Source organism: Sphingomonas canadensis (genome assembly GCF_026013525.1).
GTDB classification, from domain to species: domain Bacteria; phylum Pseudomonadota; class Alphaproteobacteria; order Sphingomonadales; family Sphingomonadaceae; genus Sphingomonas; species Sphingomonas canadensis.
The window spans coordinates 1-13,533 of the sequence record NZ_JAPDRA010000002.1 but is presented as its reverse complement, the minus strand read 5'-3'; the positions used below and the strand labels follow the sequence as shown (position 1 = coordinate 13,533).

The following is a 13,533-nucleotide window of genomic DNA, read 5'->3' as shown; positions in this document are numbered from 1 at the left end:
CGCGCGGGGCGCGCTATTTCGATCCGAAGCCCGTCAGCATCGTGCCCACGGTCCGCATCATGATCAGGATGTCGAGCCAGGCCGAGAAATGCTTGATGTAGTAAAAGTCGTAGTGGAGCTTGATGTGTACGTCGTGCAGCGCCGCGACATGCCCCTGGTTCACCTGCGCCCAGCCGGTGATCCCCGGCCGCACGATGTGGCGATAGGAATAGAAGGGCAGCTCGCGCTCATACCATTCGGATAGCGCCAGCGCCTCGGGCCGCGGGCCGATCAGGCTCATCTCGCCGCGCAGCACGTTCACGAGCTGGGGCAGCTCGTCGATCCGGGTGCGCCGCAGGAAACGCCCGGCGCGGGTGATGCGCTGATCGTCGTCCTGGGTGATCGCGGCGTCGCGGCAGGCGGTATCGTCGGGGCGATGCTCCATCGTGCGGAACTTGAGCACGTCGAAGGGCCGCGAGCGATAGCCCATGCGCTGTTGCCGGAACAGAACCGGCCCCGGCGAATCGAGCCGAATCCACAGCGCGATCAGCAGCAGCGGCACCGCCAGCAGCGGCAGCGCCATCGCGGCGAGCATCACGTCGCCGGTCCGCTTGATCTTGCGATAGGCCAGGTTGGGCAGCAGCGATCCGAAGCTGTTTTCCGAAAGATGCTCGATCTCCACCCGCCCGGTGAGCGATTCGCGGAGCTGCTTGGTGTGATAGACGACCCGGCCCGAAACGGCCGCCTCCGCCAGCATCCGCTCCCATTCGGCGGGGTGATCGTGGCGCAGGTCGGCCACGATCGCGCCGTGCCGGTCATGGTCGGGCACGCGCGGCTCGTGCAGCACGATCCACTGCACCCAGGCCGCGTCATAGGCGATTTCGGTATTGCCAAAGGGCACGAGGTAGAAATGCCGCCGCATGAACTTCTGCGACAGATGCGTCGCCAGGAAGCCGAATACCATCGACGCGACATAGCCCGTTGCCAGCATCGCCCCCGAATAGGGCAGGCGCAGCCCGAACATCATCAGCACGGCGATGCCGAAGGCGGCGGTGAAGGTGGGGATAATATAGGCAAAGCCGCGCGTGCCCGGGAACGACGTCACCCGCCGGTAGAGGAACAGCGATACCACCGCCGAGCCATAGCTGGCGATCGCGCTGTTGATGATCGTCGCCTCGGCGAAATGATCGAGTGCCTGGGTGAAAAGATAGAGCAGCGGTACGAACAGCGCCGCCACCGTGATGCCGATCAACTGGAATCCGAGCGATTCCCAGAAGCTGCGGGTAATTGGCGCAGTCCGGTCCCGCGTCATCAGCATTTGGCATCCTCGCTCACTGCGTAGTTCCGAAGCATTCCCCGGCCGCAACGACGGATCATCTTGTTGTGATTCGATCCATCCTGCGGTGCTTCGCTACGCCATACACTGCCAAGCCGCCCGCCCGCCGCGCAGTCATAGTCCAACATCGCCGGCGATACACCCGCTTTTTCCGGAACCCGCGCGCCATGCGGGACACGGGCGAAGGACGGGCCGCGCCCGCTCCTTAGCATCAGGGGGTGGGGAACCGGGGCGGCTTGCGCCCCGGCGCGGGATCAATGCCCTTCGGCACCCGGCGGCAAGGCGGGGGCTTCACCCGGCGGGGGAAGCGCGCCCTGCTGCTCGAGCTGCTGGCGCATCGCCTCCTGCTGCTGGCGGCGCTGCTCCTCCACCTCGGCGGCGGACATCAGCTCGGACATCTCGACGTCGAACACCACCATCTTGCCCCGCATCTCCGGCGGCACGCCCGGAAGCGCATCGAAGCCGAGCGAGGCAGGCAGCCAGATGCGGAAGGACGAGCCCTTCTTCATCAGCTTCATAGCCTCCAGGAAGCCCGGCATCATCGAGGGGCGGGTGGGATCGTTCGGCTGGATCGGAAGCGGCGCCGTGGTGCGCGGCTGGAAGACCGTGCCGTCGCGGAAGCGGCCCTCGAGGCTCAGATTGGCCATGTCGCCATCCTTGGCGAGCGGCCCGCTGCCGGACTTCAGCACCACATATTGCAGGCCGGACGCCGTGGTCTGCACGCCGATCTGGCCCTTGTTCCAGGCCAGATAGTCGGCGTCGGTGCCCTTGGCCGCCACCACCGCGCGCGTTCCCGTCCAGGCCAGCGCGACGGCAAGGAGCGCTGCCAGAACGATGCCCAGCCACAGCCACAGCTTGTAGCTGGACTTGACGGGCGCGATGGGCACGGCGGTCACGGACATGCGGCGTAATCCTGGCTCTGCCGGTGCGCCGGATCGGGCGCGGCCGGGGTCTATGGGCTGGGCGTCAAATGTCACGGGACGCCCGCGGGCGCAAGCGCGCCCGGCGGGCTATCGGGCCTCAACGGGCGCCGTCGCGCTCCAGGCGCTTGCGCTCGAGCTTGCGCGCGCGGCGGACCGCGGCGGCGCGCTCGCGGGCGCGCTTCTCGCTCGGCTTCTCATAGTGACGGCGCAGCTTCATCTCGCGGTAGACGCCTTCGCGCTGCAGCTTCTTCTTGAGCGCGCGCAGCGCCTGATCGACGTTGTTGTCGCGAACGATGATCTGCATAAAGCCGTCTTTGCTCCAGTATCAATTCAATAGAATAGGGTTCGCCGGAGCGCGGGGCTACGGCGTTGCGGCGCCCCTATCAGGGGCACGGCACGATTACAACCCTCGCGGGGCCGGGACCGGGCCGGCGGCGCATGCAGACTGTGCCCCAAAAGCCACAATGCCGCCATATTACACGGGATTGCAGCGCCGTAATGCCGCGGATAGGTTCGCAGCACAGCCCGGCTGGGCATGACACCGATCGCCGACGCCTTGAACTACGAAACCCGTCTTCTGATTGTCGACGACGATCCCGGCATCCGCGAGCTGACGGCCGCGTTCCTGTCGCAGCATGGCTATGTCATCGATTCAGCCGCCAACGGCGCCGAGATGCGCGAGGCGATGGCGCACCACGATTACGCACTGATCATTCTCGACGTGATGATGCCCGGCGAAGACGGGCTGCAGTTGCTGATGACGCTGGATCGCAGCACCGGCCCCGCGGTTATCCTCCATTCCATCATCGGCGGCGACGTGGACCGGATCGTGGGGCTGGAGATGGGGGCGGACGATTATCTGCCGAAGCCGGCGAACCCGCGCGAACTGCTGGCCCGGGTCCGCTCGGTGCTGCGCCGCGCCCGCGCCGGAACGGGCACCGCGCCCGATCCCGTGCGCCGCTCGCTGCTCCATTTCTCCGGATGGCGGCTCGATCCCGTCGGCCGGCAGTTGCTCGATCCCGACGGCGTGGTGATCAACCTTTCCGATGGCGAGTTCCGCCTGCTGCTCGCGCTGGTCGAAAATCCCCGCCGCGTGCTTTCGCGCGACATGCTGCTCGATCTGTCGCGCGGCGTGAACGCGGAACATTTCGATCGCGCCATCGACGTTCAGATGAGCCGCCTGCGCAGGAAGCTCGGCCGGCCGGGCGACGCCGACATGATCCGCACCATCCGCAACGAAGGCTATATGTTCGTTGTAGACGTTGTGCGGCGCTGAGAACGGGGTGATCGGATGAACGCCGAAGACGCGCGCGCGCCATCGATCGTCCGGCCGATCGTCCTGCTGGTGGTGGCGGCGGTGGCGGTCGCGACGTTCGTGCAGTTCGCGGTGACCTTCAGCGGCCCGCCGCCCCGCAGCGCTCCGGTGGCCTTCTCGCGCATCGCCGAAACCCTGCGTACCGGAACGGACCCGTCGCCCATGGGCCGCCCATTGAAGGTGACGATTCAGGGCGCCCCTCCCCCGCCCCTGCCGGGCGGAGAGCCCTCCCCGGCGCTGGATGCGCGCATCGCCACGCTGATCCCGGGCGCCGCGGGAAAGGTGATCGGAGATTATGTCTGGCGCGGGCCGGCGCTGGGCGACGCGGTTCCCGACACCTTCAGGATCGCGATGGCCACGCGCGGCGGATTCCGCGTCGTGGAGACGGCGCCCGAAGCCTGGTTCACCCGATGGCATGCCGTGACGCTCACCTCGATGTTCGCGGTGCTCGCGGTGCTCGCCTATGCCGCCTGGAGGATAGCGCTCGCGATTTCCGGACCGATCGCGCGGCTGGCGCGCGCGGCCCATGGCGTCCGGCTGGAAAGCCGGACCCCGATTCCGCGCGAAGGCCCGCGTGAGGTGCGCGAGCTTGCCGACGCGATCGATTCGATGCGGGCGCGCATCCTGGAATCCGCGGAGGCGCGAACGGCGATGCTCGTGGCCATCGCGCACGATCTGGGCACACCGCTCGCCCGGCTCGCCTTCCGCATCGAACAGATGCCCGAAGGCGCCCGCGAACGCGCCGCCGCGGATATCGACGAGGCCCGCTCGATGCTCGCCGACGTGCTCCGCCTGTCGCGCGATTCCCGGACGAGCGAGCAGCGCGAGCGGATCGAACTGGGCAGCATGATCGAAAGCGTCGCGGAAGACCTGCGCGACGGCGGTATGCCCATAGACGTCTCCCCGGGTCCGCGCGCCGTGGTGGCCGGAGACGCCCAGGCGCTGCGCCGCATGCTCGTCAATCTGGCGGAGAACGCCGTGCGATACGGCGGCATCGCGCGAATGGGCTGGACCAGGTCCGAAGGCCGCGTCGATCTCTGGGTCGATGATGACGGACCCGGCTTCGGCCCGCATCCGGAATTGCTGTTCGCGCCCTTCGTGCGCGGCGAGGGTTCGCGCAGCCGCTCCACCGGCGGCACCGGCCTGGGGCTGGCCATCGTGCGCGGAATCGCCGAAGCGCACGGCGGCCGCGTATCGCTGGAAAGCCGCACGGGCGGCGGCGGACGCGCCATGGTGCGGCTGCCGGCGGAGTGACGCCGGGCAAGGCGCGCGCTGTAACACGCTGAAACATGTTGCGATGCCAAGAAATCCTGCGGCGCGGCGAGGCTGCGACTCCGGTGGCCGACTTGGAACGGCCGATGGAGACGGAGCTGATGCTCATGGCGCACGAAGACCATGCCGGCGAACACGGCCACGGGCTGGCGCAGGATATGAAGATGCTGACCGCGCTGGCCAGCCGCCGCCGGGCGCTACGCTGCTTTGCCGGCGCCGGAACGGCGGGGCTGCTCGCCGGATGCGACAGCGGAGGGGTTACCAGCGGCTCGGTCGTCGCGCCGACACCCACACCGACACCGACCTCCACCAGCGCGACACCGACGCCGACGCCGACGCCCGCCGGCTCGTGCGTCGCCGATTCCAGCGAAACCAACGGCCCCTACCCGGCCGACGGAACCAACAGTTCGGCCGGCGCCACCTCGAACGTGCTGACACTCAGCACCGCCGTGCGCAGCGACATCCGTTCCAGCTTCGTCGGAAGCTCCACCGCCACCGCCGCAGGGGTCACGATGACGATCACGCTGACGGTGGTGAACGTCAACGCCGCCTGCGCGCCGCTGGCGGGATATGCCGTCTACATCTGGCAATGCGATCGCGACGGCAATTATTCGCTCTATAACCTGCCCGCGGAAAGCTATCTGCGCGGCATCGGCGTTACCGACAGCAACGGCCAGGTCACCTTCACCACGATCTTCCCGGGATGCTATTCCGGCCGCTGGCCGCACATCCATTTCGAGGTGTTTTCCAGCCTCTCGACCGCCACCAGCGGCCGCTACGCGACGTTGATCGGCCAGTTGGCGATGCCGGCGGCGATCTGCGCCACCGTCTACGGCAGCGCGTCGGGCTATTCGGCCAGCGCATCCAACTATTCCCGCATCACCCTGGCGAGCGACAATATCTTTGCAGACAACAGCGCCGCCCAACTGGCGCAACAAACTCCCGCGATCTCCGGCAGCGTCGCCGCCGGATACACCGCAAGCGCGCTTATCGGCCTGGCGCGCTAATCCGATCAGCCCCGCCCGCCATTGCCGGGGCGGGGGGCGTACCCGGTTTTCTCCCCTGAAGGACCCGGTGCGCCGACGAGGGTCTTTGCCGTCCCAGGCCCCTTGGACGGTCAAAGGCCCTCGTCCTGCCCTTGCCGGGGGGCAAGCGTGTCCCGCCCGCCAGCGGTGCTTCCTGCGGGCGGGACATTGCGATAGGGACCGGGGGATGCCGCCGCTGTCCCCCGAGTTCCGCCTCGTCTGCGCTACGTGCCGCTGGCCGCGGGGTGAGGCGCGCATCGCGGCGGTGCGCGCCGCGGCGGCGGATCCCGCACTCGACTGGGACCGGGTGATCGCCGTCACGAAGCGCCAGCGCGTATGGGGCATGGTGGCCAACGGCCTGGCCGAAGCGGGGGTCGCTGCCCCGCCCCATGTCGCCGAGGCGCTGGACAAGCGCGCCCAGCGGATCGCCCGGACCAACCTGTTCGCCGCGGCGGAGGTCGCGCGGATCGGCGCGGCGTTCGATGCGGCGGGCATCGACTGGATGTGCTTCAAGGGGATGCCGCTCGCGATCGAGGCGTTCGGCAACCTGACGGTAAAGATGTCCAACGACATCGACCTGCTGGTGCCGCAGGATCAGGTTCCCGCGGCATGCCAGGTGCTGCGCGACGCCGGCTATGCGCGGTTCAGCCCGGGTCCCGAGGTAGCCGACGCCCAGATCCCGCGCTGGATGGAATTGTGCAAGGAGAGCGGCTGGCGGCATCCCGGCAACGGGCTGATCGTCGAGCTGCACGCGCGGCTGATGGCCAATCCCGCGCTGCTGCCCCAGGCCGCGCTGGGCATGCCGCGGCGGCGCATCGCGATTTCGCCCGCCACCACGGTGCCCACGATGGGGCGGGAACTGCTGTTCGCCTATCTGGTCGCGCATGGCGCGCACCACGGCTGGTTCCGCATCAAATGGCTGGTGGACGTCGCCGCGCTGCTCTCCGCGAGCGACGCCGTCGCGATCGAGCGTCAGTACCGCGCCGCGCAGGCGCTGGGCGTCGGCCGCTGCGCCGCGCAGGCGCTGCTGCTGGCGCATGACCTGCTCGCGCTGCCGCTCGATCCCGCCTTCGAGCGCGAGCTGCGCCGGCCCGCGATCCACCGGCTGCTGGTGCGGATCGCGCTTTCGGTGATGGCCGGGCGGCACGAGGCGGAGGAGCATGACGGCCCGGCGGCGCGCTCGCTGTTGCCCGCCACCTTCGGCAACCTGCTGCTGCGCCGGGGCATCGGCTATAAATGGCGCGAGCTTGCCAGCATGGCCGCCAACCCGGTGGACCGCGCGACGGGGCGGCTGCCGAAGGGGCTCGGTTTCCTCTATCCGGTGCTGGGCGGGTTCCGCTGGATCCGCCGGATGACGGGCCTGATGGACGGGCACGCGCCGGCCAGGGGAGGATAGGATGGCGCAAGCCGGGGGCATGTCGCGCACGCAGCGCATCCGATCGATCGTCGGCGGATCGGCCGGCAATCTGGTCGAATGGTACGACTGGTATGCCTATGCCGCCTTCGCCCTCTATTTCGCGCCGCATTTCTTCCCCGCCGACGATCCTACAACCGAGCTGCTGAACTCGGCCGGGGTGTTCGCGCTGGGCTTCCTGATGCGGCCGATCGGCGGCTGGCTGATGGGCATCTATTCGGACCGGCACGGGCGCAAGGCGGGGCTGGCGCTGTCGGTCACGCTGATGTGCGCGGGATCGCTGATGATCGCGCTGACCCCCGGATACGAACAGATCGGCGTGGCCGCGCCCGCGCTGGTGATCCTGGCGCGGCTGATGCAGGGCCTGTCGGTGGGCGGCGAATATGGCGCCAGCGCCACCTATCTCAGCGAGATCGCGGGAGAGAAGCACCGCGGCTTCTTCGCCAGCTTCCAATATGTCACGCTGATCTCCGGCCAGCTCGTCGCGCTGTGCGTGCTGCTGCTGCTCCAGGCGACGCTGGGCAAGGGAGCGCTGGACGATTGGGCGTGGCGCATCCCCTTCCTGCTGGGCGGCGTGCTGGCGGTGACGGTGTTCTGGCTCCGGCGCGGGCTGGTGGAGACCGAAAGCTTCCAGAATATCGAGCATCAGGCCCAGGGCCCGCGATCGGGCTTCTGGAAGCTGCTGACCGAGCATCCGCGCGAGACGATCACGGTGATGTTCCTCACCGCGGGCGGCACGCTCGCCTTCTATGCCTATTCGATCTACATGCAGAAGTTCCTGGTCGATACCTCGGGCTTCTCGAAAGAGGCCGCCTCGCGGATCAACGCGGCCGCGCTGTTCGTGTTCATGTGCCTCCAGCCGCTCGTCGGCGCGCTGTCGGACCGGATCGGGCGAAAGCCGCTGATGGTGGCGTTCGGCGTACTGGGCACGCTGCTGACCTATCCCATCTTCATCGCGCTGGAGGGCACGCGCGACGCGCTGAGCGCGTTCCTGTTCGTCACCGCCGCGCTGGTGATCGTCAGCGGCTACAGCGCGATCAGCGGCGTGGTGAAGGCAGAGATGTTCCCCGCGCACATCCGCACGCTGGGCGTCGCCCTGCCCTATGCCATCGCCAACGCGATCTTCGGCGGCACGGCGGAAACGATCGCCTTCTGGTTCAAGAAGGGCGGGTGGCAACAGGGCTTCTACTGGTATGTCACCGCGATGATCGCGATCTCGCTGGTCACCTATCTGCGCATGCGCGACACGCGCCGGCACAGCCTGATCCTGGAGGATTGATCAGCCGTCCGGATGCTCCGGTTCAGCCGCATTGCGGGCCGGAGCGGAGCAAACTGGAAAGCCGCTACAGTATCCCGCCGCCGCCGCGGATCGCGAGCACGCGGCCGATCGAATCGAACAGCGCGTCCATCGCCACCGGCTTGAACAGCACATCGTCGGCCCCCGCCTCCAGGCAGCGTTCGCGCAGGTCGATCGCGGTATCGGCGGTGACGACGATGATCGGCAACTCGGCCTTGGCGTCGCCGCGCGCGCGGATGCGGCGAATCGCCTCCATCCCGTCCATCCCCGGCATGCGCAGATCGACCAGGACGACGTCGTAATCGTCCTCGTCGATTCGCTTCAGGCCTTCCTCGGCCAGAGCCGCCTCGGCCATGGTGGCCCCGGCGACATCGAGCATGTCTTTCACGACCCGTCGGTTCATCGGATCGTCCTCGATGAAGAGGATGTTCATCCGATCCCGGCCCTTTGAAGGGAGGTTGTTTTTGCGACCTTGTACATATCGGACATGGGTATCGCGCTATGCGGCGCGCGAAACAAGCGGCCCCGGACTCGGGCTGTCGGAATTTTCTTTCGTATCCGAAATGATTTTTTCTACCAAAGCCGCCCCCGCCACAGGCTTTTCAATGACTTGACCGATTCCGGCCGCCGCCAGCGCATCGCGCACGGCATCGTCCGGCTTCAGCCACAGGATCGTGGTTTGCGCGCCCAGATCGCCCGCTGCCCGCGTCAGCGGCGCAAGTGCCGCGAACGGGTCCTCCCCGGCGGCCTTCAACGTCATTTCGTCGACCAGCAGATGGGTGACGCCGGGCGCGGCCAGCTCAGCCGCGGCCTCATCGGGATTCGCGGCGAATTTCACCGCGCCGAAGCGCGGCTCGAACAGCGTCTTCAGCATCGAACGCGCGATCGGATTGCGATCCAGGATCAGCAGCGTGCCCGCGCCGGCGCCCTTGGCCTCCTGCTCGGGCGCCTCGGCGGGCACCAGCGGCAGATCGACGGCGAAGGCCGAACCCTCGCCCTCGCGGCTTTCCACGGCGATGTCGCCGCCCAGCGCGCGCGCCAGGTTGCGGCAGATGGTAAGGCCCAGCCCCGTGCCGCCGAACCGGCGCGTCGTGCCCGAATCGGCCTGTTTGAACGATTCGAAGATCTCGTCGAACTTCTCGGCCGGAATGCCGATGCCGCTGTCGCGGACCTCCAGGCGCAGGCGCCGCGCGTCGCCCTCCCCTTCCGCGGCCGCGCGCACGCTCACCGCGCCCTTCTCGGTGAACTTGATCGCGTTGGAGAGAAGGTTGAACACGATCTGCCGCAGCCGCCCGGCATCGCTGACGATCCAGTGCGGCGCATCGGCCAGGTCCAGCGAAAAGGCCAGGCCCTTGGCGCGCGCCTGCTCCTCCCACATGCGCGTGACTTCCTTCATCGTCGCGCACAGGTCCATCGGCGCGGCGTCCACGGTCAGGTTACCCGTCTCCATCTTCGCCACGTCCAGGATGTCGTCCACCAGGCTGCGCATGGTGACGCCCGCGCCATGGACGATGCCGATGCGGTCGCGCGTGCCCGCGTCCAGCTTCGGATCGGAGAGCATCACCTGGGTCATCCCCAGGATGCCGTTCAGCGGCGTGCGGATCTCGTGGCTGGTGGTGGCCAGGAACTCGGTCTTGGCCTTCAGCGCCTTCTCCAGCGCCTCGTTGGTCTCGCCCAGCACCACATTGGCCGCGCGCACCTTGTTGCGGCTGCGGCGGATGCTGATCAGGCCCCAGGCCAGCGCGCCCATTACCACCAGCGTGGCGGCGCCGATGCTCAGGAACATGGTGCGCTGGAACTGTGCGGCGCGCTCCACCTGCTCGGCGCGCAGCGTCGCGATCTTGGCTTCCCTGCCCGCGGTATCGAAGCGCGCGGCCATCAGCGCGGCGCTGGTGCTGGTCGCCACCTTCGCCGATTCGTCGTTCAGCCGCTTGAGCGCCTCCAGATGCTGCAGCGCCAGCGCCGGCTCGCCGACATGGCTGAAGATCTCATGCGCGTAGAGATGGGCGTTGCGATAGTCGATCGAGGTGGTCTTCAGGTCAACGCCGTCGAAGGCGTCGCGGATCAGCTCGGTGGCACGGCGCCAGTTGCCGCGATCGGCCGCCATCCGCGCCGAGGTGGCGAGCAGGTGGCGGCGCAGCATCGGCGGCGCATCCGCATCGCGGATCAGCGCGAATCCCCGCGCCAGCGTGCGTTCCGCATCGGCGAACTTGCGCATGTTCACCTGGCTGCGCACCAGGTTCACCAGCACGCGCGCCTCCAGCAGCGGCTTGCCCAGCTTGCGGGCGATCTCCACCGCCTTCAGATGCTCGGCCTCCGCCTCCGGATAGCGTTCGAGCACCAGCAGCACGTTGCCGCGGTTGTTGTGCAGCGACAGCGACAGCATCGGATCGCCGTCGAACAGCTCGGCGGCCTCGCGCAGATATTGCTCGGCCTTCTCGTTGTCGTTCGCGGTCGAATAGAGCGTCGCCATGTTCTGATAGGCGATCGCCTGGCTGCGCGGTTCCTTCACCTCGCGGAAGATGTAATAGGCCTGCTGGAAGTTCGATAGCGCCTCCGCGGCCTGGTCGCGCTGCATGAACAGCGCGCCCTGCGACATCAGCAGGTCGCCGCGCAGCTTGATCGGCTCGCGGATGCCGTTCACCAGCGCCAGGCCCTGGGCGAGCAGCGGCGCGGCCTTGTCCGGCGCGTTGGATCGCAGGTGCGCCTCGCCCGCCAGCCAGCGCGCGGTGGCCAGCGCCAGCACGCGCTGCCGCTCGTCGGGCAGCTTCGCCGCCAGCGCCTCCGCCTGCGCCACATGGCGCAGCGTGGCCTGCTGGTCGGTCATCATCTCCGCCTTGGCGGCGGCAAAGGCGTCCTCGACCGGCTTGGGAAAGGGTTGCGCCAGCGCCGCGCCGGGGATCGCCGCCAGCGCCGCGAGCCACAGGAGCGCCGCGGAGAACAGACGCAGCGCGCCGCGCATCACGCGCGCTTCCAGAAGCTCTCGGGGCGGATGAACGAATGCTGCGCGCCGCCGGGCGAAAGCAGCGGGTTCTCCTCGACGAGGAAGTGGCGGAAGGCCTCGATCGCGAGCGGGCGCGAGATCAGGAAGCCCTGCACCATGTCGCAACCCATCACGCTGAGCAGCGCCAGCGCCGACGGGGTCTCCACGCCTTCCGCGGTCACCTCCATCTCCAGCGCGTGCGCCAGATCGATGGTGGAACGCACGATCAGCGGATCGCGATTGCTGCTGGTAAGCTGCAGCACAAACATCTTGTCGATCTTCAGCTCGCGCGCAGGAAGCTGTTTCAGATAGGCGAGCGAAGAGAGGCCTGCGCCGTAATCGTCGATCGCCAGCTCGACACCGATGTCGGCGAACTGCTGGAGGTGGCGGATCGCGACGTCCGGATCGCGGATCACCGCGGTCTCGGTGATCTCGAAGCCGATGCGCGCGCCGCCGCGGCGGATCAGGTCGCACGCCTCGGCCACGAACACCGAATCGGCCAGCAGCACGCCGGAGATGTTGATGAAGATCGGGAAATCGTGCCCGTCCTGGGCCAGCCGCTTCTGGTCGGCGATCACCTGCTCGAGCGTCCACATCGTCAGCGCGCCGATCTCGCCGGCCTGTTCCGCCACCGAGATGAAGTCGCCGGGCAGGATCAGCCCGCGCGTCGGATGCTGCCAGCGGATCAGCGCCTCGGCCGATGCGATCTCCTGGCGGCGGACATGGACCTTGGGCTGATAGGCCAGGAACATCTCGCCATTGCTGATCGCGCGTGGCAGCTCGCGCATCAGGGTCAGCTTGTCGAACGCCAGGTCGGCGCGCGACAGGTCCAGCATCACCACGCGGTTCTCGCCGCGCGCCTCGTCCAGCGCGGTCTCGGCGGCTTCGGAAAGGCGGACGTCGTCGGTCTCGGAAGCCGGGGCGGCGGCGATGCCGAACACCATCTGCAACTGATGCGCCTCGCCGTCCAGGTCGAGCGGGCGCTGGAAAGCCTGGCGCAGGGCGTCAATATCGGCGGCGGCATGTTCCGGCGCCTCACGCTCGAACGCGATCTCCACCATCCACCGCGCCGCCGACGAAATCCGCGCATCGGGGCAAAGCGCAAGGATATGATCCGCCACGTCGAGCGACAGCCGGTCGGCGCGCGGCCTGCCCAGATGGCGGCGCAGCGTGGCGAAGTTGGTGATCTCGCACAGGCAGAGCACGTGCCAGTAGCGGCCCTCGGCAGCCGGCACGCGCGACGCGGCGGCGCCGGCGCCGTTACGCGCGGCCATCCGGCGGGGCCGTGCCGCTTTTCGCGCAGGATGCATGGGCATTTCCGCAGCCGTGCGCCGCACAGGCAGCGTTCCGCCACGCGCGTCCGCATTGGCGTTCGCGCGCGATGCTTTGCCGTCGGCGGCCACTATTGTCTCTCTCGCTGCAGACATCTGCCCGAGGACTAGCCCGACAGCCTTGAAGGAACGGTTAAGTCTGCCGCTAACCTCTGATTAATAATGGTTAACAGTCTGCAATATCGTGGAATCCCGGATTGCATCATGGTTAATTTCCCGTTAACCACCGAATCGCGCAAAATTGCGCACGATGGGAGACTAACGATGTTCGCGTTCAACCTTTTCTTCCGCGACGGTGAGGGCGGCGAAGACATTCGTCCGTTCTGAACGATCGCCACTTCCGGGCCGGCGGTGATGCTGTCTCACTGGTGAGGCAGCGCTGACCGGCCCGGATGGTTTCAAAGGCCGCGCCCTTCGTGGGACGCGGCTTTTTTGTTGCACCTTCGTTTCGGCTGCGAAAGTTCCCGCATCCTGCGGCGGTCGCGCCCTTGCCCTCCCCGTGACGTGCGTTAAGGGCAGGCGGAACGTCGGCACCAAGGGGATCACCATTGCGTATCACGATGATAGGGACGGGCTATGTGGGCCTGGTATCTGGGGCGTGTTTTTCGGATTTTGGCCATGAGGTCGTGTGCGTGGACAAGGACGCGCGCAAGATCGA

The 13,533-nt window shown here is 67.8% G+C and carries 12 protein-coding genes; 6 read left to right on the top strand and 6 right to left on the bottom strand.

From position 1 onward, the window contains the following. Positions 1-13 precede the first annotated feature (13 nt). From OM513_RS04980 to rpsU, 3 genes are all read right to left on the bottom strand, one after another. A complete protein-coding gene (locus OM513_RS04980) occupies positions 14-1,297 on the bottom strand; it encodes a sugar transferase (protein ID WP_264943061.1) in 1,284 nt (427 codons plus the stop codon). Between the two features lie 272 nt (positions 1,298-1,569). Then, positions 1,570-2,217, bottom strand: coding sequence for an FKBP-type peptidyl-prolyl cis-trans isomerase (locus tag OM513_RS04975; protein ID WP_264943060.1), 648 nt, complete (start codon positions 2,215-2,217; stop codon positions 1,570-1,572). A 118-nt stretch (positions 2,218-2,335) separates the two neighbouring features. After that, complete coding sequence (gene rpsU, locus OM513_RS04970; RefSeq protein ID WP_034160206.1) at positions 2,336-2,542, bottom strand: 30S ribosomal protein S21; 207 nt, start codon at positions 2,540-2,542, stop codon at positions 2,336-2,338. 231 nt (positions 2,543-2,773) lie between these two features. On the opposite strand from rpsU, the gene OM513_RS04965 reads away from it, so the two are divergent. The 5 genes from OM513_RS04965 (at position 2,774) to OM513_RS04945 (ending at position 8,543) form a co-directional block, all read left to right on the top strand. Then, positions 2,774-3,514, top strand: a complete 741-nt coding sequence (locus OM513_RS04965) for a response regulator (protein ID WP_264943059.1) — start codon at positions 2,774-2,776, stop codon at positions 3,512-3,514. 15 nt (positions 3,515-3,529) lie between these two features. Continuing rightward, positions 3,530-4,807, top strand: coding sequence for a sensor histidine kinase (locus OM513_RS04960; protein ID WP_264943058.1), 1,278 nt, complete (start codon positions 3,530-3,532; stop codon positions 4,805-4,807). An 83-nt stretch (positions 4,808-4,890) separates the two neighbouring features. Beyond that, a complete protein-coding gene (locus tag OM513_RS04955; protein WP_319951599.1) occupies positions 4,891-5,832 on the top strand; it encodes a dioxygenase family protein in 942 nt (313 codons plus the stop codon). 205 nt (positions 5,833-6,037) lie between these two features. Beyond that, complete coding sequence (locus OM513_RS04950; RefSeq protein WP_264943057.1) at positions 6,038-7,246, top strand: nucleotidyltransferase domain-containing protein; 1,209 nt, start codon at positions 6,038-6,040, stop codon at positions 7,244-7,246. Between the two features lies 1 nt (position 7,247). Next, the gene (locus OM513_RS04945; protein WP_264943056.1) at positions 7,248-8,543 is read left to right on the top strand and encodes an MFS transporter; all 1,296 of its coding nucleotides are present in this window, start codon (positions 7,248-7,250) and stop codon (positions 8,541-8,543) included. 64 nt (positions 8,544-8,607) lie between these two features. On the opposite strand, the gene OM513_RS04940 is transcribed toward OM513_RS04945, so the two are convergent. The 3 genes from OM513_RS04940 to OM513_RS04930 form a co-directional block, all read right to left on the bottom strand. Beyond that, positions 8,608-8,994 carry a response regulator gene (locus tag OM513_RS04940; protein ID WP_264943055.1) on the bottom strand — a complete coding sequence of 129 codons (387 nt, stop codon included), beginning with the start codon at positions 8,992-8,994 and terminating at the stop codon, positions 8,608-8,610. Between the two features lie 66 nt (positions 8,995-9,060). Then, a complete protein-coding gene (locus tag OM513_RS04935; protein ID WP_264943054.1) occupies positions 9,061-11,523 on the bottom strand; it encodes a tetratricopeptide repeat-containing sensor histidine kinase in 2,463 nt (820 codons plus the stop codon). Then, a complete protein-coding gene (locus tag OM513_RS04930; protein ID WP_264943053.1) occupies positions 11,523-12,818 on the bottom strand; it encodes a bifunctional diguanylate cyclase/phosphodiesterase in 1,296 nt (431 codons plus the stop codon). The genes OM513_RS04935 and OM513_RS04930 overlap by 1 nt, the downstream gene beginning before the upstream one ends. A gap of 605 nt (positions 12,819-13,423) precedes the next feature. Between OM513_RS04930 and OM513_RS04925 the strand changes: the two genes are divergently transcribed. Next, a partial coding sequence (locus OM513_RS04925) for a hypothetical protein (protein WP_264943522.1) occupies positions 13,424-13,533 on the top strand: 110 nt, incomplete at its 3' end.

Bases quoted from the DNA above. Each gene is read 5' to 3' on its own strand.
- OM513_RS04940 (WP_264943055.1), bottom strand. From the start codon at position 8,994: ATGAACATCCTCTTCATCGAGGACGATCCGATGAACCGACGGGTCGTG.
- OM513_RS04930 (WP_264943053.1), bottom strand. From the start codon at position 12,818: ATGGCCGCGCGTAACGGCGCCGGCGCCGCCGCGTCGCGCGTGCCGGCT.
- OM513_RS04935 (WP_264943054.1), bottom strand. From the start codon at position 11,523: ATGCGCGGCGCGCTGCGTCTGTTCTCCGCGGCGCTCCTGTGGCTCGCG.
- rpsU (WP_034160206.1), bottom strand. From the start codon at position 2,542: ATGCAGATCATCGTTCGCGACAACAACGTCGATCAGGCGCTGCGCGCG.
- OM513_RS04965 (WP_264943059.1), top strand. From the start codon at position 2,774: ATGACACCGATCGCCGACGCCTTGAACTACGAAACCCGTCTTCTGATT.
- OM513_RS04950 (WP_264943057.1), top strand. From the start codon at position 6,038: ATGCCGCCGCTGTCCCCCGAGTTCCGCCTCGTCTGCGCTACGTGCCGC.
- OM513_RS04980 (WP_264943061.1), bottom strand. From the start codon at position 1,297: ATGCTGATGACGCGGGACCGGACTGCGCCAATTACCCGCAGCTTCTGG.
- OM513_RS04975 (WP_264943060.1), bottom strand. From the start codon at position 2,217: ATGTCCGTGACCGCCGTGCCCATCGCGCCCGTCAAGTCCAGCTACAAG.
- OM513_RS04945 (WP_264943056.1), top strand. From the start codon at position 7,248: ATGGCGCAAGCCGGGGGCATGTCGCGCACGCAGCGCATCCGATCGATC.
- OM513_RS04960 (WP_264943058.1), top strand. From the start codon at position 3,530: ATGAACGCCGAAGACGCGCGCGCGCCATCGATCGTCCGGCCGATCGTC.